The 25,050-nt window shown below is 36.5% G+C and carries 28 protein-coding genes; 25 read left to right on the top strand and 3 right to left on the bottom strand.

The features are described from left to right. Window positions 1-148 precede the first annotated feature (148 nt). The 15 genes from HND50_20765 (at window position 149) to queC (ending at window position 10,828) form a co-directional block, all read left to right on the top strand. Window positions 149-421 carry a EutN/CcmL family microcompartment protein gene (locus HND50_20765; protein ID NOG47683.1) on the top strand — a complete coding sequence of 91 codons (273 nt, stop codon included), beginning with the start codon at window positions 149-151 and terminating at the stop codon, window positions 419-421. A 1-nt stretch (window position 422) separates the two neighbouring features. Then, entirely contained in the window at window positions 423-686 is a 264-nt protein-coding gene (locus HND50_20760; protein ID NOG47682.1) for a EutN/CcmL family microcompartment protein, read from the top strand. Between the two features lies 1 nt (window position 687). Next, window positions 688-1,011, top strand: a complete 324-nt coding sequence (locus HND50_20755; GenBank protein ID NOG47681.1) for a hypothetical protein — start codon at window positions 688-690, stop codon at window positions 1,009-1,011. Window positions 1,012-1,081: 70 nt separating this feature from the next. Continuing rightward, window positions 1,082-1,927 (top strand): RNA polymerase sigma factor RpoD/SigA, encoded by an 846-nt coding sequence (locus HND50_20750; GenBank protein ID NOG47680.1) that lies wholly within the window; start codon window positions 1,082-1,084, stop codon window positions 1,925-1,927. Between the two features lie 135 nt (window positions 1,928-2,062). Next, window positions 2,063-3,004, top strand: coding sequence for a M23 family metallopeptidase (locus HND50_20745; protein ID NOG47679.1), 942 nt, complete (start codon window positions 2,063-2,065; stop codon window positions 3,002-3,004). Window positions 3,005-3,076: 72 nt separating this feature from the next. Continuing rightward, on the top strand, window positions 3,077-4,060 hold the full coding sequence (locus HND50_20740; GenBank protein NOG47678.1) for a CapA family protein: 984 nt from the start codon (window positions 3,077-3,079) through the stop codon (window positions 4,058-4,060). Window positions 4,061-4,070: 10 nt separating this feature from the next. Beyond that, the gene (gatC, locus tag HND50_20735; protein NOG47677.1) at window positions 4,071-4,361 is read left to right on the top strand and encodes an Asp-tRNA(Asn)/Glu-tRNA(Gln) amidotransferase subunit GatC; all 291 of its coding nucleotides are present in this window, start codon (window positions 4,071-4,073) and stop codon (window positions 4,359-4,361) included. Continuing rightward, window positions 4,358-5,104, top strand: a complete 747-nt coding sequence (gene kdsB, locus HND50_20730; protein NOG47676.1) for a 3-deoxy-manno-octulosonate cytidylyltransferase — start codon at window positions 4,358-4,360, stop codon at window positions 5,102-5,104. Before gatC ends, kdsB begins: the two co-directional genes overlap by 4 nt. 52 nt (window positions 5,105-5,156) lie before the next feature. Next, a complete protein-coding gene (locus HND50_20725; protein ID NOG47675.1) occupies window positions 5,157-6,752 on the top strand; it encodes a CTP synthase in 1,596 nt (531 codons plus the stop codon). 87 nt (window positions 6,753-6,839) lie between these two features. Then, a complete protein-coding gene (locus HND50_20720; protein NOG47674.1) occupies window positions 6,840-7,811 on the top strand; it encodes a diguanylate cyclase in 972 nt (323 codons plus the stop codon). A gap of 132 nt (window positions 7,812-7,943) precedes the next feature. Beyond that, window positions 7,944-8,594, top strand: a complete 651-nt coding sequence (locus HND50_20715) for an HAD family phosphatase (GenBank protein ID NOG47673.1) — start codon at window positions 7,944-7,946, stop codon at window positions 8,592-8,594. Between the two features lie 97 nt (window positions 8,595-8,691). Then, the gene (locus HND50_20710; GenBank protein NOG47672.1) at window positions 8,692-9,063 is read left to right on the top strand and encodes a 6-carboxytetrahydropterin synthase; all 372 of its coding nucleotides are present in this window, start codon (window positions 8,692-8,694) and stop codon (window positions 9,061-9,063) included. After that, window positions 9,059-9,715 (top strand): radical SAM protein, encoded by a 657-nt coding sequence (locus HND50_20705; protein ID NOG47671.1) that lies wholly within the window; start codon window positions 9,059-9,061, stop codon window positions 9,713-9,715. The genes HND50_20710 and HND50_20705 overlap by 5 nt, the downstream gene beginning before the upstream one ends. Window positions 9,716-9,783: 68 nt before the next feature. Continuing rightward, the gene (gene queF / locus HND50_20700) at window positions 9,784-10,149 is read left to right on the top strand and encodes an NADPH-dependent 7-cyano-7-deazaguanine reductase QueF (GenBank protein NOG47670.1); all 366 of its coding nucleotides are present in this window, start codon (window positions 9,784-9,786) and stop codon (window positions 10,147-10,149) included. Further along, entirely contained in the window at window positions 10,142-10,828 is a 687-nt protein-coding gene (gene queC, locus HND50_20695; GenBank protein ID NOG47669.1) for a 7-cyano-7-deazaguanine synthase QueC, read from the top strand. The genes queF and queC overlap by 8 nt, the downstream gene beginning before the upstream one ends. Before the next feature lie 67 nt (window positions 10,829-10,895). On the opposite strand, the gene HND50_20690 is transcribed toward queC, so the two are convergent. Then, on the bottom strand, window positions 10,896-11,612 hold the full coding sequence (locus HND50_20690) for a hypothetical protein (GenBank protein ID NOG47668.1): 717 nt from the start codon (window positions 11,610-11,612) through the stop codon (window positions 10,896-10,898). A 195-nt stretch (window positions 11,613-11,807) separates the two neighbouring features. Next, on the bottom strand, window positions 11,808-12,839 hold the full coding sequence (locus HND50_20685) for a DNA repair exonuclease (GenBank protein ID NOG47667.1): 1,032 nt from the start codon (window positions 12,837-12,839) through the stop codon (window positions 11,808-11,810). 135 nt (window positions 12,840-12,974) lie between these two features. On the opposite strand from HND50_20685, the gene msrB reads away from it, so the two are divergent. The 10 genes from msrB to phoU all read left to right on the top strand — a co-directional run bounded on the left by msrB (window position 12,975) and on the right by phoU (window position 24,346). Next, a complete protein-coding gene (gene msrB, locus HND50_20680) occupies window positions 12,975-13,370 on the top strand; it encodes a peptide-methionine (R)-S-oxide reductase MsrB (GenBank protein NOG47666.1) in 396 nt (131 codons plus the stop codon). A 177-nt stretch (window positions 13,371-13,547) separates the two neighbouring features. Further along, the gene (locus HND50_20675) at window positions 13,548-13,979 is read left to right on the top strand and encodes a response regulator (protein NOG47665.1); all 432 of its coding nucleotides are present in this window, start codon (window positions 13,548-13,550) and stop codon (window positions 13,977-13,979) included. Window positions 13,980-14,067: 88 nt separating this feature from the next. Continuing rightward, window positions 14,068-14,751, top strand: coding sequence for a response regulator transcription factor (locus tag HND50_20670; GenBank protein ID NOG47664.1), 684 nt, complete (start codon window positions 14,068-14,070; stop codon window positions 14,749-14,751). A 21-nt stretch (window positions 14,752-14,772) separates the two neighbouring features. After that, window positions 14,773-16,545, top strand: a complete 1,773-nt coding sequence (locus tag HND50_20665; protein NOG47663.1) for a HAMP domain-containing protein — start codon at window positions 14,773-14,775, stop codon at window positions 16,543-16,545. 186 nt (window positions 16,546-16,731) lie between these two features. Further along, a complete protein-coding gene (locus tag HND50_20660; GenBank protein NOG47662.1) occupies window positions 16,732-17,748 on the top strand; it encodes a hypothetical protein in 1,017 nt (338 codons plus the stop codon). Between the two features lie 77 nt (window positions 17,749-17,825). Further along, window positions 17,826-18,794: a phosphate ABC transporter substrate-binding protein gene (locus HND50_20655; protein ID NOG47661.1), complete on the top strand. Its 969-nt coding sequence runs from the start codon at window positions 17,826-17,828 to the stop codon at window positions 18,792-18,794. Between the two features lie 120 nt (window positions 18,795-18,914). Further along, window positions 18,915-21,128: an ABC transporter permease subunit gene (locus HND50_20650; protein ID NOG47660.1), complete on the top strand. Its 2,214-nt coding sequence runs from the start codon at window positions 18,915-18,917 to the stop codon at window positions 21,126-21,128. Between the two features lie 47 nt (window positions 21,129-21,175). After that, window positions 21,176-22,750 (top strand): phosphate ABC transporter permease PstA, encoded by a 1,575-nt coding sequence (gene pstA / locus HND50_20645; protein ID NOG47659.1) that lies wholly within the window; start codon window positions 21,176-21,178, stop codon window positions 22,748-22,750. 154 nt (window positions 22,751-22,904) lie between these two features. Further along, window positions 22,905-23,684 carry a phosphate ABC transporter ATP-binding protein gene (gene pstB, locus HND50_20640; GenBank protein NOG47658.1) on the top strand — a complete coding sequence of 260 codons (780 nt, stop codon included), beginning with the start codon at window positions 22,905-22,907 and terminating at the stop codon, window positions 23,682-23,684. Beyond that, window positions 23,684-24,346 (top strand): phosphate signaling complex protein PhoU, encoded by a 663-nt coding sequence (gene phoU / locus HND50_20635; protein NOG47657.1) that lies wholly within the window; start codon window positions 23,684-23,686, stop codon window positions 24,344-24,346. Before pstB ends, phoU begins: the two co-directional genes overlap by 1 nt. Before the next feature lie 61 nt (window positions 24,347-24,407). On the opposite strand, the gene HND50_20630 is transcribed toward phoU, so the two are convergent. Next, window positions 24,408-25,037: an SDR family oxidoreductase gene (locus tag HND50_20630; GenBank protein NOG47656.1), complete on the bottom strand. Its 630-nt coding sequence runs from the start codon at window positions 25,035-25,037 to the stop codon at window positions 24,408-24,410. Window positions 25,038-25,050 lie beyond the last annotated feature (13 nt).

Below are 25,050 nucleotides of genomic sequence, written 5' to 3'. Positions count from 1 at the left end.
CAACTATTTTTGTAATTAGCATTAAACAATTATAATCAGATAAATATTTTCAACAAATTTGGACAATTTAAAGACATCTGCTTTTTTTAGGTGATGCTTATACGGTTTATGTCGAATTTGTTAAACAGAGTTTTTACCCGGAAAAAAAATGTTATTAGGAAAAGTAGTAGGAACAGTTTGGGCAACCAGAAAAGACGAAAAATTAAACGGTTTAAAATTGCTGGTTGTTCGTCATATTGAAACAGATTACAGTTTGAAAAAAAGCTATGTTGTTGCGGCAGATACTGTTGGAGCAGGAGTTGGCGAGATTGTCATGTTGACTGGCGGCAGTTCGGCCAGACAATCAAAGCTAACAGAAGGGAAACCAGTAGACGCAGTTATTTCGGGGATAATTGATAAACTAGACATAACAAGTAAGTAACATGGATTTAGCAAAAGTTGTTGGAAAAATATGGGCTACTCAAAAAGACACTCAGTTGGAAGGGTTGAAAATGCAGCTAATCCAGCCGGTTGATGCCAATAAAAAAAACACGGGAAGTTTACTAATAGCAGTAGATACTGTTGGGGCCGGCGAAGGGGATCTTGTTTTTTATATAACGGCCTCAGAAGCTGTGATCCCTTTAGAAAAAAAACCAGCTTTGACAGACGCTTCTATTATTGGTATTGTAGACAGGATAAATATTTAGAATGACTTTATTTGAAAAAGTAAAAAAGGGCCTTATTGACGGTTTTAATGCTGCAAGTGATATCACTTCGGAATACACAAAAATTGGTCGCATTAAAATTGACATTCTTGGCGTAAAAAAGGAAATCGAAGAAAAAATGCTTGAGCTTGGTGGTCGTGTTTATGATAGTTGTACGAGTTCAAACACATTAAACTTTGAGAAAGAGACTAAAGTATTAGAATTAATTGATCAAATAAAAAAACTAGAAAATGAACTGAAAAAGTGTGAAGATGATTTAAAAAGAATTAACAATATGGATGAAACTTCTTTTGAACAGAAGAAATAATAATTTTTTTATTGCGTTTAATGCTTTTTTGTGGTATAAGTAACAGCTATAATTTAAAAACGGAGAAAATGTGAGCGATTTTTTTATAAGTAAAAACCAATCTTTAGAAAACTATTTACGCGAAATTGGTGAGGTAAAACTATTAACACCCGATGAGGAAATTGATTTGGCTCAGCGAATTAAGCAGAACGATCAGCGAGCCTTAAAAAGACTAGTAAGTGCTAACCTGCGCTTTGTGGTTAGTGTGGCAAAATCTTATCAGAATTATGGATTATCCCTTGAAGATTTAATCAACGAAGGTAACCTGGGCTTAATGAAAGCAGCTTACCGTTTTGATGAGACACGGGGTTTTAAATTTATTTCCTATGCCGTTTGGTGGATAAAACAGTCAATCCTACAAGCAATTGCAGAACAATCGCGCCTTGTAAGATTACCATTAAACAGAGTTGGAACACTTACAAAAATTGGTAAAGTATACAGTATGCTGGAACAGGAGTATGAAAGAGAGCCAACTCCTGATGAAATAGCCAAGGTTTTAGAAGTTGACAGCGGTGATATTACAGACACAATTAAAATGGCTACGCGTTCTGTTTCAATGGACTCGCCATTGCAGAAAAACAGTGATAGCAGGTTGATCGATATTATACAAAATCGTCAAGATCCTGAGCCAGATTCCGATGTTATGGGAGAGTCTCTTAAGGAAGAAGTAAATTATATCTTATCTACGTTAAGCGCTCGAGAAGCCAGGATTTTAAAACTCTATTTTGGACTCGATGGAGAAAAACCACATACATTGGAAGAAATTGGTGTAAAGTTTAAACTAACACGGGAGCGAGTGAGGCAGATCAAAGAAAAAGCGTTGAGAAGACTAAGACATAGCTCAAGGAGTAAAGTTTTAAGATATTATTTAGGGTAAACCCAGCAAAATAAACATATTATGTAGTTTTCTGTGTTGACCCGCACATATTTTTTTTTTACATTGTTCGCGTTTTATTATGCAGTCTAATAGTGATGAAGCGCACATTAACTTTATGTCAGGAAGTTTTCCCTTATGAAAGACGAATCACGGCTGATTTTTGTACGGAGAAATAATTCAGAAATAAAAGAATTTAAAATCTCTCGCCTAAAACTTTTTACATACTCTTTAGTGGTACTATTTACCTTCACATTTGTTGGTAAAATAAGCCTCGATTTATTAGTTGATTTTAGCCATAATTCAAAAATCAAAACTCTTGAGCGGACAAATACTGTTTTGCAAAACCGTTTGAGTGATGCAAAAATGCAGATTGACAGTATTAATACTCAAATAAACCTTATTGTTCAGAAAGATGATGAACTTCGGGTTGTAATGGGTCTTCCGCAAATCGACTCCGATGTTCGTGAAGTTGGTATTGGGGGTTCTGAGTTTGCATTTAATTTTGAAGATGAAGTTTCAGGATTTGAGGATAATATCGGTCTTGGAGAACAACTTAGTGAACTTGCCAAATTAGAGCGAGCAATAAAATTAGAATTATCCAGTTACCAAGAACTGATGGCGACTTTTCATAAAAAACAAGACTCGATAAGATATGTTCCATCTTTAAAACCCGTTCTTGATGGAAGAATTTCAAGTAGTTTTGGTATGAGGAATCATCCTCGTTACAAAGTCCGTAAGCACCATGAAGGATTGGATTTATCTGCACCGCGGGGAACACCCATTTACGCGTCAGCTGATGGTGTAGTGAAAAAAGCCGGATGGGGTGGCGGATATGGGAAAATGGTCGTAATCGATCACAAATTTGGTTATGAAACACGATTTGGACATATGAGCAAATATGTTGTTCGGGCAGGACAAACAATCAAACGTGGACAAAAAATTGGTGAGGTTGGTAACACAGGTGTTTCAACTGCTCCCCATTTACATTATGAAGTCCGCTACGAAGGAAAAGCTTTAAATCCTAAAACCTACTATTTTGAAGATAAAGAACTAAATAGGATGGTAGTAAAAAAATAAACACAATTGGCTAAAACTTTTGACCCCGCTAAAAGCGGGGTTTTTTATTTGTGGTAAGTGATGTTTATAAAAATGAATTTAAATACACTTATATCTCTCACGTTCTTAGTTTCTCCTTTATTTGCTAAGGTAGATTCAACCTCGATTCAGCTTTATTTTACCGGCGATGTAACCCTCTCAAACCATTTTGAACGCCATGTTAAAGACAGCACTGGATATGCATTTAAAAAATTAAAGTGGTTCTCGGAAGCTGATATTTCCATGATTAATCTTGAAAATCCCTTAACGGCAAGAGGAAAAAAAGTTGAGAAAGCATTTAACTTTCGTGCAAAGCCAAATTATGCTAAAATATTAGTAGATGGTGGAATTGATATTGTTACTATAGCCAATAATCACATTTATGATTATGGTGCAGAAGGATTGCATGACACGATCTTAAAATTAGTGGAGAATAATATTCAATATGTTGGTGCGGGTAGAAATATTTATGAAGCACAGCACCCTGTAATTTTTTATATTAAGGGCAAAAAAATTGCATATTATGCCTTTTACGGAACACATAAACATAGCGACTCTTATCCGGCTACCGAGGATTCTGCCGGGACAGCCATGCGAAGGTTAAATATTATTAAAGAGAGTATTGGCCGTTTTAGAAGTCAAGTTGATTTTGTTATTGTTAATTTCCACTGGGGAAGAGAAAAAGCAGAATATCCGGGTAAAGATCAAATACAATTTGCACACACGGTTATTGGTTATGGGGCTGATATTATTGTAGGACATCATCCACATGTGTTGCAGGGAATTGAGAAATATAAAGGTAAAATAATAGCTTATTCGCTTGGAAATTTCATTTTTGGGGGAAATTCCAGGAAAAGTTATAAAACGGCAATATTGGAGATAAATATTTCTGGTAATGACGTTGAGGCTTCGATTATCCCAATTCAGGTGAATTACTGGCAACCATTTCGGCTAGAAGGGGCTGAAGCAAAAAGTGTTTTAAATTTAGTGGAAAAACTATCAGAAAATTTTGATGAATCAATCTTTGAAAAAGAATAATGGAGAATAAATGTCTGTAAATTTAGAGGATCTTGATAAAATTGCCCACCTAGCCCGATTGAATTTAAAACAGGGTGAGAAAGAAAAATTCCTGGGTCAGGTAAATCAAATCCTAAAATATGTTGAAAAGCTAAATGAAATTGATACAACAGGTATTGAACCATTATCGCATAGTATGGATTTGTTAAATGTGATGCGTGATGATGAAAAGAAAGAATCTTTGCCACAGCAAGAAGCATTGAAAAATGCCCCTCAAAAAAACGATGAATTTTTCAGAGTACCAAAGGTAGTTACCCGGTGAAAACAATTTGTGTTATTCCCTCACGATATGCCTCAAACAGGCTACCGGGAAAGTCTCTGGCACCAATTGCCGGAAAACCCATGGTTCAATGGGTTTATGAACAAGCCTCAAAAGCAAAAACAATTGACAAGATAATAGTTGCCACCGATCATGAGAAAATTAAGTCTGCAGTTGAATCATTTTCCGGTGAAGCGAGAATGACCGATCCTGATTTGCCCTCTGGCACGGATCGTGTTTATGCGGCAATTAAAAATGAAGAGGCCGAAATAATTATTAACTTGCAGGGTGATGAACCATTTGTTTCACCTAAACTATTAGATGACCTGGTTTCAGCTTTTAGTGATGATCGGATAAATATCGCAACACCTGTTTGCAAAATTGAAAAAACTCATGATTTACTAAACCCAAATGTTGTCAAAGTTGTACGGGATATTACGGGTTTTGCACTTCTTTTTTCTAGGTCTGCAATTCCTTTTGTTCGCGAAGAAAACAATACACAAAAATGGCTTTTAAATAATACTTTTTATAAGCATATTGGTATTTACGTCTATCGTAAATCATATCTGCAGAAATTAGTTAAATTAAAAGAGAGTAATCTGGAAAAAGTTGAAAAGCTTGAGCAATTAAGGTTTCTGGAAAATGGCTTCAAAATTTATACTTTACTAACGGATTATGATTCAATTGGCGTTGATACGGCAGAAGATTTAAAAAAAGTAAATGAAATCGCACATAAAATGATTTAAAGATTAGTGCAGTTGGGGTTTGTACTAAGTAAACAAAAAAGGTAAGTGTTTAATGTCTACAAAATATATTTTTTTTACCGGTGGTGTAGTTTCCTCTTTGGGTAAAGGGATTGCCTGTTCTTCTTTAGGCTTACTTCTAAAAGCAAGAGGACACAGTGTTACTATAATAAAGCTTGATCCATATATTAATGTTGATCCAGGAACAATGAGTCCATACCAGCACGGAGAAGTGTATGTAACTGATGACGGCGCAGAAACGGATCTTGATTTAGGGCATTATGAGCGTTTTATAGATGTGAGTATGTCAAGGATTAATAATACAACTACCGGTCAGATTTATAATAATGTGATCCAAAAAGAGCGGCGCGGTGATTATCTGGGTGGTACGGTACAAATTATTCCGCATATTACAGATGAAATTAAAAATCATATAAAAAAAGTTGGAGAAAAAACGAAGGCCGATGTTGTAATTGTGGAAATTGGAGGCACTGTTGGTGATATTGAAAGCTTGCCTTTTCTTGAAGCCATTCGTCAATTCCGGTTGCAAAACAAATTGGAAGATACACTTGTTGTCCACCTGACATTGGTTCCTTACATCAGCGCGGCAGAAGAGTTAAAAACCAAGCCAACACAGCATTCAGTTATGCGTCTTCGAGAGATTGGAATCCAGGCAGATATATTGCTTTGCCGGACGGACAGAATTCTTGATGACAGCACAAAAGAAAAAATCGGGCTTTTTTGCAATGTGTCATCCCATGCAGTAAAAACAGCTTTGGATGTAAAAACCATTTATGAGGTGCCCATTCAATATGCTCAATCCGGATTTGATGAGCTGGTTATTGAGCGATTAAAACTTCCGCAAAGCCAGGCGGACATATCTACTTTAAAAAATAAAATCGACCGTTATAAAAATGTAAACAAAACAATCGAAATTGCCATTTGTGGAAAATATGTTGAGCTTCAGGATGCATACAAAAGTATTATTGAATCGTTTGTACATGCCGGGATGGAGAATGATGTTAGGGTAGAATTAAGATGGATTAATACTGAAAATGTAGAAAAAGATGGTTTGGGTGATTTACTGAAAGGATGCAAAGGTATTCTTGTACCGGGAGGATTTGGCGAAAGAGGGATTGAAGGAAAATTGAGTGCAATCCGATATGCCCGTGAAAACAATATTCCATTTTTGGGAATTTGCCTTGGTTTACAATGCGCATCAATCGAATTTGCCCGAAATGTTCTTGGACTATCCGACGCAAACAGCACAGAATTTGACAACAATAGCGCGGATCCTGTTATTGACTTAATGGAAGAGCAAAAAGGGATAAGTAATAAAGGTGGGACTATGCGCCTTGGAAGCTATCCATGCGACCTAAAAGAAGGCACAAAAGCGCATCTTGCTTATGGGGAACTTTCCATAAATGAAAGACACAGACATCGCTGGGAATTTAATAATAAATACAGACAGCAGTTTGAAGATGCCGGGATGAGAATTAGCGGACTTTCTCCTGATGGATCGCTTGTTGAAATGATCGAATTAGAAGGACATCCCTGGTTTGTTGGCTGCCAGTTTCATCCGGAATTAAAATCCAGGTTAAGTAAAGCACATCCATTATTCAGGGATTTTGTAGCCGCATCGCTCAAATAAGGCGCTTAATTAAAGAAGTGAGTTTTTACTTCCGAAAAATGGAATATACAAAACTTAAAATATCACTTTTTAATGAGTTTAATTTAAATGAGCTATAACGAAAAATATATAGTAATTCACAATTCTGATTTTGATTTAGACATTCTTAAAAATTATCTGGGAAAAGAGTATAAAATTATTGAAGGTCGTTTTTTTACTGAAGTAAGAAGTGAGATTTTCAATAAAGAAATTATTGCAGTATTTGGTGCCATAGACAATAAAGATTTGAGTGCAATTAATTTTATGCGCTCAATGATGGAGTTTAACTCCATTACACAGCGTGTAGTTTTTACAAAACCTCTCGATCAGCAAATATTAAAAAAGGCAATAAACCGCGCTCATATTGATTATCTTCTGTCTTATCCTATAGATGAAAAAGAACTGGCAATCTTTATCCGAAAAATTCCCCGCAGATTTAACAAACTTAACAAGCCATTTGAAAAATTTGATGTTTTAACAGAAGTCGCAGAAGATTTACTATCACAAAACGAAAAATTCCGCGAGCAAGCGACATCAGATTCTTTAACAAAATTATTGAACAGACGCTCCTTTAATTCGGTTTTGAAAAGGTTTTGGGAAAATAGTATAAAAAAAGATGTTTCTTTTTGTATGGCTTTGTTGGACTTGGATTTCTTTAAAAAAATTAATGATACTTATGGTCATAACGCAGGAGACGCTGTCTTAAGAACTGTCGGCGAAATTATGAACTCAAACCAAAGGACCGGGATTGACTTTGCTTTTCGTTACGGCGGGGAAGAATTTGCAATACTTTCTTCTGCAACTACACTGCAGGAAATGGAATTGTACGTAATTAGACTACTTGAAATTATCCGTAATACAGATTTTGAAATTGGAGAAAGCGAACCTATTAAAGTTACAATTAGTGCGGGTGTTTGTTCCTCCGACAATTCTAAATCAATTGAAAATTTAGTTGAGCAAACAGACGAATCTTTATACCAGGCCAAGGAAACCGGGCGGGACCGCATTATTGTGTTTAACAAACAGGAAGAATTAGTTTAACTAAAAATCTAACCTATTGATTGCCACCACTACTTGACATCTGGATTAAATATCCAAAAAGGATTTTACTGATTCGGTTGGCCTATTTACTTTTTAAATTTCACTTTATAATAAATATGGGAACATGAATTCATGATTTACAAAGGCATTTTATTTGATTTTGACGGCGTTGTTATTAACAGTATGCATCAACATTATGATGCCTGGAGTAGAGCATTTGCTGAAAAAGGAATTGCCTTTGAAAAGGAAGAATTCTTTTTAATGGAAGGCCAGGGTGTTGGTACAATTGCATCTGCACTGGGTAATAAATATGGTCTTGATGAGCAGGAATCACTTGAGTTATTGGAAATAAAAGTACGTCATTATTACAAATCTGTTAAAATTGAATTTTATGATTTTTTATTGGATTTGCTTGTTAAGCTAAAGAATAAAAAAGTTCCGATGGCAGTGGTAACCGGTGGAAACAGGGAACGTGTTGAAAAAGTAATTACTAAACATCTTCATGGATTTTTTGAAGCTATTGTTACAATTGATGATGTTAAAAATGGAAAGCCTCACCCGGAGCCGTTTATTAGCGGTGCAGATAAACTGGGGTTCAAACCACAGCAATGTATTGTTATAGAAAATGCGCCGCTTGGAATTCGAGCTGCAAAATCAGCCGGCAGCAAGGTGATTGCAGTGAAAACAACTTTGCAGAATCAGCATCTTTCAGAAGCAGATTATATTTGCGATGACTTTATACAGGTTTCCAAGCAAATCGATGATCTCGTAAATAAAAAATAACATAATTCATTTTTGCCCAGCCAATGTATTTTCGCTATATTTCCCGCCTTAAAAATAAATCAACTTTACTATGAATTTTATTTTGGATTAAAAACAGATGTTTAGATTATCAAGCAAGAAAATGATTTCAGCAGCCCACATTTTGCGCGATTATGAAGGACCCTGTTCCAGGCTGCATGGCCATAACTGGAACGTTAAAATAGATGTGCTTTCCGATACTTTGGATAGTGTTGGCCTGGCAATAGATTTTAAAGATCTGGATGATATTTTATGGAAGGTGGCCGGTCCTTTTGATCATAATAATTTTAATGACTTCGCTCCATTTGATAAAATAAATCCAACGGCAGAAAATATTTCCCGTTATTTTTTTGAAGAAATAAAAAAGCTTCTTCCCGAAAATGTAACTTTGGAAAAAATTACTATCTGGGAAACGGAAGATTACCTGGTGGAATATTTTGAAAACAATTAGCAACAAAGAAGGAAAGCTTCGAATAAATGAAATTTTTTACAGCATCCAGGGTGAATCAACTTATGCCGGGCTTCCTTGTGTCTTTGTAAGGCTGACATATTGTAATTTACGCTGTACTTATTGTGATACAGAATATGCATTTCATGAAGGCGATTGGCGCGATTTTGATGACATAATCAAAGAAGTAAAAAAGTATAATTGTAAGCTGGTTGAGGTCACCGGTGGCGAACCTTTGCTTCAGGAAAATGTGTATGCTTTTATGAAACGCTTATGTGATGACGGTTTTGATGTTATGTTGGAAACCGGGGGACATATGGATATTAGTCGTGTGGATAAGCGTGTCAGGCGTATTGTTGATATCAAGTGTCCCGATAGCGGAGAGTCAGAAAAAAATTATTGGCAAAATATCGATTTTATAAGTGAAAATGATCAGATTAAATTTGTCGTTGGTTCTGAAAAAGACTATCAGTTTGCGTGTGAGATAATCTTGAAAAATGGTTTAAAGGAAAAATGCCCTTTGTTGGTTTCCCCTGTTTTTGGAAAGATAGATTTAGAGGAATTGGCCGGATGGATTTTGCGTGATGATCTTGGCGTGCGAATGCAGTTACAAATGCATAAATATATTTGGCAACCTGACAAAAGGGGAGTTTAAATTATCCACATATTTGCATGGATATAAAAATATAGAATGAAAAATAAAAATCATAACATCAAGGAGTTATTTTGGAAATAGAAGTTTTTGATAATAAATACCCGGACCGTGACTATTACATTACCCATGTTAATGAAGAATTTACCTCGGTTTGTCCAAAAACGGGTTTGCCAGATTTTGGTGTAATCACCATCGAATATGTGCCTAATAAACTTTGTCTCGAGCTAAAATCATTAAAATATTATTTTTTGGCTTTTCGTGATAAAGGCATTTTTTATGAGGCTATAATTAATCAAATTTTGGATGAATTGGTTGGGGCTTGTAAACCACGATATATGTCGGTTACCGGGGAATTTAGTACCCGTGGTGGTATGAATTCTACTATCGTGGTTGAATATGACGAAGATGGATTGATTGAAAACGAAAATGAATAGAAAAGAACTTGCAGTTGTTCTCGTATCAGGCGGGATGGATAGTTGCGTTTCTGCAGCGATAGCATCTTTGAAATATGAGCTGGCTTTTTTGCACCTTAACTATGGACAAAAGACTGAATCACGCGAGCTAAAGGCTTTTAACGATATTGCTGATTTTTACAAAGTGCAAAAACGGCTGGTTGTAGATGCTCGGTTTTTCAATGAGATAGGTGGAAGCAGCTTGACAGATGATTCTATTCCTGTGAGTGACGCCGATCTTGAGAATGAAGAAATTCCCAGCAGTTATGTGCCTTTTAGAAATGCAAATATTTTGGCTATTGCCACAAGTTATGCAGAGGTGATTGGCGCTTCGAAAATATTTATCGGGGCTGTGGAAGAAGATTCATCCGGTTATCCCGACTGCCGGGCAGATTTTTATGAAGCTTTTAATAAAGTTATTTCAATCGGAACAAAACCGGATACAAAAATAACAATTGAAACTCCTCTTATTAAGCTGCAAAAAAGTGAGATAATAAAAAAAGGGATCGAACTAAATGCACCTTTAAAGCTTTCCTGGTCTTGTTATAAAAGTTTGGATTTGGCTTGCGGGATTTGTGACAGTTGTGCACTTCGTTTACGTGGTTTTCAAACAGCAGGTTATGATGATCCTATCGAGTATGAAATTAGACCGAATTATTGAAGATTGTATAATCGATAAACAAAATACGATTTTGATCTTTCATTAATTCAATCTTAAAATATTACAATCATAAAAGTTTTGGTGGCTCATCACCCATAAAAAGGTATTCTAAGTTTTCCAGGCTCTTTTGTATGGAAAAAGGAAGTTCTTTAGCAAAAACATCCAAAACCACAAGCGCATTTAAATTAGCATCTTTATCAACTACGGCGCGCATTCTTGTTGCCATGCCCTGGTTTAGTAATTGGATATCAGAATAGTTTCCCATAAGATTTTTCAGGTTCCAATCCGCTTCTTCTCCGTTTTTATATTTAAAATATTGGCCAAGAAGATACGTTGCCACAGAACGGAAAACTGTTTCTTCTACGGATGCAAACGGCAGGTGAAAACGAACCATTGGTTTTAGGCTGGACATTATCGGACAATCGCTGGTCACCATAAAAATCCCCAACATAGCGCTTAGAGCCTGTTGCAAAGATGTATTTTTTGAATAGGTGCGTTCTTTGGTTTCAATCATCACATGAACATTGTCGTAAGAATGTAGGCTGGAAAAGCGTGGCACCACGTTAGATAAGTTTAGTGCTAGCGGGCAATCCGGATAATCTTCTTTGTTTAATGGACAATTTTTACACTGGTTTTCTTCAAGTTTTGTCCACGGAGCCGGCTCCAATTCTTCTTTTGGGATAAACTTGAGTGTTTTCTGGTCAAGGGTTATTTCAAATGTTTCCTTTTGACCATCGGTAAACATAAACAGGTATTTATAAAAGATCGTATCAGATTCGGACATTGGGCCTCGCTTTTCAAAAATTGCTGCCGTTTAAAAGAGAATCCAAAGGAAATGTATATTCACGGCTGAAGTTTGCCAGCCTTTGGAAAGGATATTTTTAATTCGGCAAGAAATAAAAAACGTTAAGTCGATATTTTTCATTATAAGGCTTTTATAGATTTATATCCAGTAGAAAGGCTGCACTTCAAAAGTGAATTACTTTGAACTTGTGGCAGGGTAAAATTCACGTCCAAACTGAAAATTAAAAGTAGCGGGCAAAAGACTTCGGATAAAAGTGCTGGTAAAAAGAGTTTTAAACTCCCTGCCAGGTATAACTTTACTTCTAAAACGGATAATTGAATTCTGAGGAAGATAGTTAATATTTGCCCGAATTGCAGCTTCTAAATTTTGCGGATTGTTTTCCGGGGAAAGAAAAATATCACTCATTGGGCGTGATGGCAATCTCAAAAAATGATATTTATCAATAAACCAGTTTTGCAGTTTGTTTTGAGAAAAATGAATTTCATAAAATCCTTTTGTTTCATTTTTCTCAGCAAATGATGTGCGCTCGATGGAGCCCGGATAAATAACCGGAATATCGTTTTTATATAAAATTTGCCGGCGATGAATGTGTCCTGATAAAACGGCTGTGGCGTTTTTTGGTAAATCCTTTTTTGAAATTACATCTCTGCCAATTTTGAAAGTATAATCCGAAGGACCGACTTGGGCGCCTTCAATAGCCTGGTGCATGCATAAAAGTTTTAATCCTGAATTATGATTTTCCCAGGCACAATTTTTTAAAACTTCGCCAAAACATTCACCTATTTTCCGAACAAAAGGAAAACCGCTCAGCTGAATTTTCGTGTCGCGGATTTCAAGCTTATAGGTTTTGGGTTTATCAAAAATATTGATAAGCGGGTGGTTTAATAATTTTGACTGCGGTAAAACAGAGCGTTCGTGGTTTCCCGGGATTATATAAATTGGAATTGCGTTGGAACATGCAAAATCATAAAGAGGCTGGTAGGCAAGATCTACAACTTTAGATGGCACTTTACTGCGGAAGAAAAAATCTCCTCCGTGGATAATCAGATCAGGTTTGCTTAATGAAGCATATTTTAGGATTCTGGAATAATTATCAAAAAAATCATATCCGCGTCGCCGTCTTTTTATTTTCGGGCGAACAGGGTAGTCGAAACCCAAATGAGTGTCTGCAAAAAAGAGAATTTTTAATGTTTTTAAAGATTGCATAATATTGGTGTTTAATTGTACACCTGTATTATATTAAAGAATTAGCAAATAATCAATTGATCTAAGAGGTTAAACTCATTATGATCAAGTAAATTATTCGACCTTACTCACTTGTCATATTTATGGAGAATACCAATGGCAAAAATAAAAAAAACAGAAGAAGAATGGCGCGAAAGTCTTACAGAAGAGCAATATCGTATTTTGCGCGAGAAAGGAACAGAACGCCCATTCAGTGGTGATTATGTTGATAACAAAATCCAGGGTATGTATGTCTGCGCAGGTTGTGGCAACGAGTTGTTTCAATCCGAAACCAAGTTTGACTCAGGAAGTGGTTGGCCAAGTTTTTATAAACCTTTTTCAGAACAATCAACTGAAGAAAGTGCTGATTCAAGTCATGGGATGCAGCGCGTTGAGGTTATGTGTAATAAATGCGGTGGGCATTTGGGGCATGTTTTTCCTGATGGCCCACAACCTTCTGGATTAAGGTATTGTATTAACTCTGAAAGTCTTAATTTTAAAAAGAAAAAGTAAACCGGTTATTGAAATAATATTTTTTATGAAAATTATTTAAAAAAAATTCAAACAATAATTGAAAACAGATGATTCAGTACTTATCTTGAACGCCTGTTAGGGATTGAACGAATATATAATCTCCTCCCTTAAATTAAATATTACTTCATAAATAGTTGTTTAACTGACACTTAAGATATGCAAAACTCATTATCTGATTGTAATGCCAGCAACAATTCTTTAAAAGCGAAAATTCTACTCATTGAGGATGAAGAGCTGATCCGTGAGCTTTATGCTGATGCTTTGCGTCATTCCGGTTTTGAACTAATCCTTGTCGAAGATGGTGAAAAAGGATTGGAAAAATGGCAGCAGGATAAATTTAGTATGCTGATTACAGATATTGGCTTACCGGGAATGAGTGGCTGGGAAGTTATCGAATCTATTCGTAAAAAAAACAACAATGTCCCGATAATAATTATCTCCGGATGGGGAAACCAGGTTGAGTTTATTAGGGGCAAAGAACTAAATGTTAGTCATATTCTTTCAAAACCAATCGACCTGCTAAGCCTCACTTCAACTATTAATGAATGTCTGCATCAAACCTCACAAAATATATCTGCATCAAATTAATTCGAATCGCTTTTTGATAATTACTTTTACGTTGTAGCTTATCAAATTTTTTTCTTAGATTGCAAACAGATTACAAATAAAGAATTAAATGAATAAAAACTTCCATCTGTTTATTGTTGAAGATGACAGCGATATTACAGAAATCTTGCGCGACAATCTGAATCGTGAAGGGTATAAAACAACTGCACATATAGATGGTGCAGAAGCCTTGGATGCGATAATCAAATTGCTTCCAGATCTTATTATTCTTGATTTAAATCTTCCCGGAATGAGTGGCTTTGAGGTCTGTAAATATATTCGTAGTAATGATTCAACCTCAGAAATACCAATAATAATGCTAACAGCCCGGGGCGAAGAAATAGATAAAATAATTGGTTTTGAAGCCGGGGCAGATGATTATGTAACAAAACCGTTTAGCCCAAGAGAATTATTGGCACGTGTAAAAGTTCTTTTAAAACGAACTAAGAAAACTGAGTTTAATGTCTTCAAACAAAATGATCTTAAAATAAACTTTGCCACACACCAGGTTTTTAGAAAATCAAAGCAGGTAGATTTAACTCCAATCCAATTCAAATTATTAAAACTACTTATAAAGTCTGAAGGTAAAGCGTTATCGCGGCAAATGCTTTTAGATACTATTTGGGGTGATGATTATTATGGTGATCCGCGAACAGTTGATGTGCATATTACAAGGCTGCGTGAAAAAATCGATAAAAAAAATAATCTGATCCTGACGGTAAAAGGCGTTGGTTATCGTTGGAATATTGAATAACTTTTTTAGCCACACTCTGAAATGAAAATACCTTTTAAAAATAAACTTAGCTCACGCTTACTCGCCATTCTGATAATCTCTATTTTATTTAGTTCTTCCATTGTTGGATATTTTTTGTATCAGCATTTTTACTCTTTTTTATATGGTCGCTTTAACTCAGATTTACAAAACTATATCAAACTGGCAGAGCAGTCCATTGATTTGAATAAGGTACTTCAAAATGACCAGGTCTATCTTAAAAAGTCAGCAAATAAATGGGCCAAACTGTTCAAATGCCGGGTTACAATAATCGATGCGAGTGGGGTAGTTGTAGCTGATTCAGAAGTTCCGACAAATCAATTATCAAATTTAGATAATCACTTACTTCGAGTTGAAATTCAACAATCTCTTGAAATTGAATTTGGGTCTAATATTAGAGAGAGCTCTACATTAGGGCAGAACTTGTTATATATGGCAAAAGCCCTTTCTACCAAAAATGTTCAAATTGGTTTTTTACGTTTAGCGATAAATACAGATGATGTTGATAGTTTGTTAAGTATCACCCGTAATTATTTTTTTATTGCAGGACTGCTTGTACTGCTTATTTCCTCATTTATTGTAATAATTTTTTCGTCGAATATAAATCGCAAGCTTTATAAGATTATCGGAAAAGCAGACAAGATTTCCCATGGCGATTTTGATACCCGCACTGAGTTTAGTCAAAGAGATGAATTAAGTGTTTTAGGCCAAACCTTGAATGATATGGCGGCAAAACTGTCTGATAATTTGTCCAAGCTGGAGAGAGATAAAAATAATTTAAATACCGTTTTATCTTCTGTACAGGATGGCATTGTCGCCATTAACCCAAACAAAGAAGTAATCTTTTTTAATAAACAAGCTGTATCGCTTTTGGATTGTTCTGAAAGTGACATAATGGGCAAATCTTTTTTTCAGGTGATCCGAAACCAGCACCTGAATTCTTTATTGACCAATTTTTTTACTAAACCAATTTTCCTAAAAGATGATGTGTTTTTCGAAAACCGCACTTTGGATATTATTATTACCTCTTTAAAAATTGAAGACGGACTTGGTGCAGTAATTGTACTAAGGGACATTACACACTATAAAATGTTGGAAAAAATTCGTAAGGAATTTGTGGCCAATGTTTCACACGAGTTTAAAACACCGCTTGCTGTAATCAGGGGTTATGGTGAAACTCTTTTGGATTGGGGTTTGGAAGATAAAAAAGTCAGTAAAAAATATGTTAAAAAAATTGTCAAACAATCCAATCAATTAGAAAACCTGGTTTCCGATCTGCTTGAACTTGCCCGAATAGAAAAACTCCAAAAGCTCGAGTTTTCTGAATTCAAGCCAATTCCGATAATAAAAGAAATCCTAAACGAAATAATGGAAATCGCTGACTCAAAAAACATTGATTTAAAAACTTCTTTTAAAAAGCAAGATTTTGAAATTATTGGTGACGGCGAAATGTTCCGTTCCATAATAATAAACCTTGTAGATAACGCCATAAAATATACACAGAATGGCGGTGTGATAAAGATTGAATCGCATCTGCAGAAAAAGAAGGCTGTCTTTACAATAACAGATTCAGGAATTGGTATTCCGTTAAAAGATCAGTCTCGCATATTTGAACGATTTTACCGTGTTGACAGAGGCCGCTCCAGGGCAATTGGCGGAACGGGTTTGGGGCTTTCCATTGTTAAACATCTTGCTGAACTTCAAAAAGCTGAAGTTAAACTTTCCAGCGAACCAGATAAAGGCAGTTCATTTTCTATTTGGTTTGACTTAGCTTAGTAATTATTTAAAAACTCCTCTTTTAGATCCAAACTACTTACTGTAATCCTACCTGCAATTTAAAACAATTAACCTGAAACCTGTCTGTAACATAATTGTAACATGGCAATTTTATAATCCATTCCAACAATAGAAATTAAACAATTAACTATAATTTTATTAAACGATTATAATTTGGAGGATTCAATGATTCAGAAGAATACAGTTAGATTTATTAGTCTCATTGTACTTTTTTTTGCAGCTGGTTTAAATGCAGGTGATCTGGAAGGTTTTAAAATTAGTGGAAAAAGCTATTTCGATTACACGCATGATATTTCTAAGGATGGCCCAAGAGCAAATGGCCAGGATAATGGGTTTATGTTCCGCAGGGCATATTTAACAATCAATAAAACGATCAACGATGATTTTTCTGTTCGTTTTCGTACAGATGCTGACCGCAAAGCGGATGACAAGCTTAGGCCATTTGTAAAGCACCTTTATTTAAAATGGAAAGATCTGCTTCCATCATCAGCTTTATATGTTGGTATTTCCGGTACACCAACCTGGGGCGTTGCAGAAAAAGTATGGGGTTACAGAGGGCTGAGCAAAACAGTTATGGATAATTTTAAGGGTGTAACCGGAACATCAGCCAGTGCAAGTTCTGCCGATGTGGGCTTGGCATTAAAAGGTTCGGTGATGGATAAAAAGGTTGCTTACCATGCCATGTTGGCCAATGGGGCACATTATTCTCACCCGGAAAATGACAAATATAAAAAAGCCTATCTGTCTGTTTCAACAAATGTAGATGGCTTTGTTTTAGAAGGATATGTGGATCATGAAGCCAAAAATTCTGAACACAGCAATTTGACATACAAAGGTTTTGCAGGTTACCAAAATGATGATTTAGCTGTGGGTGCGGAATACTATATGATGACACAAGGCGGTGCAATGGACAGCCTTGGTAATGATTTAAATTTAAGCGCGCTCTCAGTATTTGGCCGCTACAATGTTACTAATAATGCAACTGTAGTTTTAAGATACGATATGTACGATCCCAATACAGATGCAAATGACACTGAAACAGGGTTGGTTATAGCCGCTTTGGATTATCGTCCTGCAAAAGGTATATCGGTAATCCCTAATATTTTTTATTACACAAACAGCGGTGTAAATGACAATCCGGATATTGTAGGCAACCTGACTTTCGTTTGGTCTTTTAAATAAGAAAAGTTCAAGATTGTAACAGGTCTGTAACATAGAGTTTTTAATTTAATAATGATTTAACAAAGGAGTTTTTTAGAATGAAGAAAATAATTTTAAGTGCTTTGATTTTTGTAATGGCATTAACACAAATCAGCATTGCCCAAAATGTAAAAGTCGATTCAAAAATTGAAAAGTATAAAAAGGTATCCGGAATTTCAGGGAACGCAAACAGTATTGGTTCTGATACAATGAATAATCTGATGGCCCTTTGGCTGGAAGGTTTTCGGAAATATTATCCGCTGGTAAATGTACAAATCGAAGGTAAGGGTTCTTCCACCGCACCACCGGCACTAATTGAGGCAACGGCCCAGTTTGGTCCAATGTCACGCGAAATGAAATCCAAAGAAAAAGATGCTTTTGATAAAAAATATGGATTTAAGCCAACTCAAATCAGGACATCATTAGATGCACTGGCAATTTTTGTAAACAAAGACAACCCTATAGAATGCCTAAGCTTAGAGCAGGCAGATGCGGTCTTTTCTAAAACACGTAAGCGTGGATTTGCCAAGGATGTTAAAACCTGGGCCGATCTTGGTTTAACCGGAGAATGGGCAAAGCAGCCTATCCGTAGTTTTGGACGTAATTCTGCAAGCGGAACATATGGTTTCTTTAAAAAGAAAGTGCTTAAAAAAGGTGATTATAAAGATTCTGTAAAAGAACAACCTGGTTCAGCTTCGGTTGTGCAGGGAATTACTGAAGATAAGTTTGCCATCGGTTATAGTGGAATTGGTTACAAAACCTCGGGTGTTAAAACTGTTGCTCTGGCTAAAAAAGAGGGCGCAGATTGTTTTGATGGTGGTTATGCAAATGTGGTAAGCAAGAAATACCCGTTGGCGCGTTTCTTAAATCTCTACATCGTTAAAGATCCTGTAAAACCAATGGATCCACTTGTAAAAGAGTTTATTAAATATATCCTGAGTTATGAGGGACAGGAAATTGTTGTAAAAGATGGCTATCTGCCATTGACTTATGAAGTTGTTCAAGAAGAATTAGCAAAATTGAAATAACGCTACTATTGCAAACATTGGGATTCTTCGTTCACCATAATCAGAATGGCTGAGGAATGAAGCATCCCATTTAAGAATAGTTTTGATATAAAATACATTTTAGAAAAGAGAAACATAAACTTGAGTTTAAAAAAATCCGCCTTTAGGAAAAAAGTAGAAAACGCTGACCGTAATGCAAGATGGATTATTACATTTGGCGGATATGCCATTATTGTTAACATAATAGCAATTTTACTTTTCCTAATTTATCAAAGCCTTCCGTTAAGTTTTGGTGCCACAATTGAAAAATGGCTTTCAATTCCATCTGTAGAAAATAACCAGAATATTTTACTTACAGGAATTGATCCATATCTTGAAGTTTTTTATGAAATCGATGAAAACGGGATTGTTCGATTTTACAACATTGAAAGCAAGCAGAATATTAAAACATCCAGCTTACCGTTATTTGAAAATGAAAAGCTTTTGTCATCTGCAAAAGGAAGTGGCCTCAAAGAATTGTTTTCTGTTGGAAGTGACTCCGGACGAATAATTACTGCCAATATTGAAATGAGGGCAGTCTATACGGACAGTGGTCGTTCGATCATTCCATCGCTTGAAATTCAAGAAGAGCTACAAGTATCAGCAGTTCACGATACGGTTCCAAACCATATTGAAAAAACTGGCTTCACTGAAAATGAAGATGGCAGCAGGTTATGGGTCTGGGTTGATCATACAAATGCACTTCATTTGCGTGTTTATGATGCAGATATGGAAGAAGAATATTTCTATAACCTAAGCGACGATATAAATAAAGAAGAAGTAACTGCTTTGTCTTTGAGCCAGAATGCAGAAAACCTTGTAATCTCCACTTCAAGCAAAAATGTGTTTTGGTTCGATTTATCGGATCTTGAGGAACCGATCGTTAAAGACAGGTTTCTAACAGATGCAATTGTGACGGATGTAAAGTATCTGCTTGGCGACCAGGCTATTGTTCTTGCAGGAGAAAATGGATCTGTTTCAACCTGGTTTCCAATCCGTACACCGGCAAACCTATTTAAATTTAGAAAAGTTCATGATTTTGAATCTCACGCGGCAAGTGTTACACAAATATGGGTTTCTGCGCGTAACAGGAATTTTCTTACAGTAGACAAAAAAGGCAATGCCAAGCTTCACTATTCCACAACAGGGCAAACAGAGGTTGAGTTTAAGGCGGCTGAATTTCCAATAAAAACCGGAACATTTTCACCGAAATCAAATGCTATTTTTGTTTTGGATTCTCAAAATCAGTTTGGATTATTTAAGCTGGAAAACCAACATCCTGAAACCAATTTGGAAACACTGTTCAGCCCGGTTTGGTATGAAGGATATTCCGATGCTCAGTTTGTCTGGCAGTCTACGGGTGGCAGCGATGAGTTTGAGCCTAAGCTCAGTTTAATCCCCTTAATTTTTGGAACGCTAAAAGGCACCTTGTTTGCCATGATCTTTTCAATACCGCTGGCTTTGTTGGCTGCGATTTATGTTTCGCGTTTTGCTCCAAGAAACCTGGCCCGGCAAATTAAACCGGTTGTAGAAATAATGGCGGCACTACCCAGCGTTGTGATCGGTTTTCTGGCAGGATTATACTTTTCTCCATTTTTTGAAAAATATTTAATGGTTATCATTTTATTTGTCATTTTGTTGCCGCTTTTTTTCCTGGTCACGATGTTTTTTATTCAGCGTATCCCAGACGGGATAAGATCTAAAATGCCCGCTGGAGTCGAAATTTTATTTACGATCCCCATTGGAATCATCACTTATCTCTTTGCCATGACATTTAGCCAGGGATTTGAAAATCTCTTATTTGATGGCAATTTTCAGCAATGGGTTTACCAGGTATTAAATGTTACCTATGAAACACGCAACAGCATCGTTGTAGGATTTGCACTTGGTTTCGCCGTAATACCAATCATTTTTACTGTTTCTGAAGATGCCTTGTCCAACGTTCCTGAATCGCTCACATCGGCATCATTGGCTTTGGGTGCATCGCCCTGGCAAACTGTACGCAGGGTTGTTTTACCGGCAGCATCCGGAGGGATATTTGCTGCGATTATGCTTGGTTTGGGCCGCGCAGTTGGTGAAACAATGATTGTATTGATGGCAACAGGCAACACGCCAATTTTAGATTTAAATCCGTTTAACGGATTCCGGGCGATGAGTGCATGCATTGCTGTCGAAATTCCTGAAGCTCCGGTTGGCGGGACTCTGTATCGTGTTTTGTTTTTTACAGGATTATTACTTTTTATTTTTACTTTTGTGCTTAATACGCTTTCATCCTTAATCGGAGATAAATTGCGTAAGAAATATGCGAGGTTTTAGTGGCGTCTAATAAACAAAAAGGTAACAATTATATTTTTTCTGCCGGGATGGCCCTGGTTATAACACTTGCAATGACAGCCTGGGTTATCTTTGTAATTCTTTTTAAAGGATTAAATTTTTTCTGGCCCGGTGATATCGTTTCGGTCGACTTGCAGGATGGAAAATCCTATATGGGTGAGTTGTGGGATGAAAATGAAACGGGTAATCCTGAAACAGATCAGTTGCAGTTGAAAATTGGTAACCGTGATATTTATGGACTGGATTTTATCTGGCTCAACAAAAAGGATGTGACCAATACAACATATAAAAATGATGCGGTTACTTTTGAGCGTGAAGAATATGGAAATTTTTATGGCGTAATACAGGATGTTCATATAAATGAGCGTTATTTTGATAATACCACAATAGACTTTTTTGATGAGGTGGAAGATGCGCATAAATTGGCTCTTGAAACCAGCCATAGAATTGAGGAAATACGCAATGATGTAGCCAGTTTAATGATTCCGAGTTCTGAGCTGCAAAGGGAAATAGCCTTAATTGAAATATCATCGGAAGCAAAGACAGAGGAATCGCGTACAACGATAAAAAAACTGTATGATGAAATCTCTTTTCTTGAACAGGAAATTGAACCACAAATATTGGCTTTTAACAAAGAGCTTGAAGAATTGGTTCTAAAAGATCGGGCCAATTATTTAACTGTGCAGGAGGCATCCGGCCAGACTCAAAAAATAGCGTTTTCATCTATTGTTCGTTTATATCAGCCAAATGAAATGGGCGTGTTTGGAAAATCAGTCCATTATATTGCAAAAGTGTGGGAGTTTGTCGCGGATTATCCACGTGAGTCCAATACAGAAGGTGGTGTTTTCCCTGCAATTTTCGGAACGGTTTTGATGGTACTTTTAATGTCAATCGCCGTGGTACCAATTGGTGTTATGGCGGCGATCTATTTAAACGAATACGCCAATCAGGGAACCATTGTCCGCTTTATCCGCCTTTCGGTAAACAATCTGGCCGGCGTTCCAAGTATTGTGTTTGGGGTTTTTGGGCTTGGTTTTTTTGTATATGTTGTCGGTGGTTCAATCGATCAACTTTTATTTAGCGATACTTTGCCGGAACCAACTTTTGGTACGGGTGGAATTTTGTGGGCTTCTTTAACACTGGCTCTATTAACTTTGCCGGTGGTTGTGGTTGCCACCGAAGAAGGAATTTTGGCAGTTCCGCGGGCCAACAAAGAAGGCGCATTGGCTTTGGGCGCCACAAAATGGCAAATGATCCGCAATATCGTTTTACCAAATGCAATGCCCGGTATTTTAACAGGATTAATTTTGGCTATTAGCAGGGGCGCCGGTGAAGTCGCGCCGTTGATGATAACCGGTGTTGTAAAACTTGCGCCATCTTTAGCACTTGATTGGAGTTTCCCGTTTTTGCATTTGGACCGGAAGTTTATGCACCTTGGTTTTCATATTTATGATGTTGGCTTTCAATCTCCAAATGTTGAAGCAGCCAAGCCAATGGTTTATAGCACGGCTTTACTATTAATTATTATTGTTGTTCTGTTAAATATGTTTGCCATTTATGTGCGCAACAATTTGAGGAAGAAATTTAAAACTGCGACTTTTTAGGTCGGTTTGAATATTAAAAAGGAACCGTCATCCTGAATTTATTTCAGGATCCATCTATTAAATTAGGGATTCCGAAACGAGTCCGGAATGACGATCGCTACCTTTCAGATGTGAGGAAAATAAAGTGGAAGTTTATTCAACGGAAAAAGAAATAATGGAAGATGAAGTAAAAAAAGAAAAAGTGGTTATTGAAACCAAAAACCTGGATTTTTTTTATAATCCGGAAGCACAGGCATTGAAAAATGTCAATATTACCATTCCGGATAAAAAAGTAACCGCCTTTATCGGGCCGTCCGGTTGTGGGAAATCAACACTTTTAAGATGTTTTAACCGGATGAATGACCTAATCCAGGATTCTTATATAAATGGTGAAATTAAGATTCACGGTGAGGATATTTATAAACAGGATATGCAAATGGAAGATCTGCGTAAATCTGTTGGCATGGTTTTCCAAAAATCAAATCCTTTCCCGATGAGCATTTGGGAAAATGTAGCTTTTGGGCCACAAGTAAATGGAATCACAGATAAAAATGATTTAAATGAAATAGTTGAATCAGCTCTGGTACAAGGTGATTTGTGGCGTGAGGTAAAAGACCGGCTTCATAATTCTGCTTTGGATTTATCTGGTGGGCAGCAGCAACGTTTATGCATTGCTCGTACATTGGCAAACAAACCGGATATAATTTTAATGGATGAACCGGCCTCAGCACTGGATCCAATCTCAACAGGAAAAATTGAAGAAACAATTGAAGAATTGAAAAAAGATTACACAATCGTGATCGTGACCCATAATATGCAACAGGCTGCGCGTATATCCGATTATACAGCCTTTATGATGTTGGGAGAACTTGTTGAACGAGATGAGACTAAAAAAATATTTACCAACCCAACTGAAAAATTAACAGAAGATTATATCACCGGAAGGTTTGGATAATGAAAGAAAAGTTTATACACCTACTTGATAATATAAAAAAAGACCTGATTTTTCTGGCCAACGAAGTAGAGCATAATATTCGCCAATCGATAAAAGCCTTTAAAAAACAGGATATAAAATTGGCTGAACAGGTTATCGCAAAAGATAATGAAGTGGATGACCTTGAAGTTAAAATTGAAGAGAATATTTTGGCATTACTGGCATTGCAACAGCCTGTGGCAATAGACCTGCGCTTTATTGTTGGTGGCTTAAAAATGAATAATGATTTGGAACGAATAGGCGACCATGCTGCAAACATCGCTCAAACGGTTTTGGAACTAAAAGATGAACCGGTTCCTGCAGAATTGGTAAAGAAACTTAATGACATGAAAAAAATATCGTGTTCTATGCTGCATGATGTAGTCAGCTCCTTTATCCATCAGGATGCAGATGATGCCCGTGATGTGCTTGAGAAAGACGAGGATGTTGATAATTTATATGACGAAATTCTGAAAGATGCGAAGGAGCTTATAAAAAAGGATGTCAGCAAAATCAATGAAGCGTTTGGCGTTGTTCGTGCAGCCCGTTCCTTGGAGCGAGTGGGTGATTTATCAACAAATATTGCGGAAGATGTGGTTTTTATGAAAGACGCCAAAATTATCCGCCATGGTGGTGGAGGCTAAACAGTAGATGGAAGCACCTTAAACTTCTCAAATAATTAAAGATGCTTCGCTCAAAATGATTTTAGTATGAAAGGCTAGGAGATTTTAACATATAGCGAGCATCGTTTAACTGTTTCAACATAAAGTTTGCAGCATCCGCTCTGGAAATTTTTGCTGTTACTTTTGTCCCAGCTGTAAACCCATGAAAATAAATGCCGGTTTCCACATCATCAGTTAAGGAGCCCGGACGCACAATTGTCCAGTCTAGTTTACTTTCCCTTACATATTTTTCCTGAACTTCATGATCAGCAAGTACGCGCCTTAATAATAATGGAAAAACTAAATATTTATAACTGAAGGGCAGCATATTATAACTATCACCTGCGCCAAATGTGGATTGACAAATGAGCCGCTTTACTTTGGTTTTTCTCATTGCCTCAATAATATTTTTTGTACCGTTTGCCCTTAAGTTACTCTTGTCAAAAATTTTTGATAAACCAATTGAGCACAAAACGGCATCATGCCCGGATATGGCTTTTTCCAACGTTTGAGTATCCAAAACATCACCTTGTATCACTTTCAACTTAGAACCTTTTTGCTTCAGTTTTTGCGGATTCCGGACAAAAGCTGTTACCTCATGTCCCTGTTTAAGTGCCTGAGTAACCAGGAATTGGCCAGTACCACCGGAGGCACCAAATACTATTAATTTCATATTCTTTCCTTTT

Source organism: Calditrichota bacterium (assembly GCA_013112635.1).
Classification (GTDB): Bacteria; Calditrichota; Calditrichia; order Calditrichales; family J004; genus JABFGF01.
This window is presented reverse-complemented; position numbering and strand designations above follow the sequence as displayed.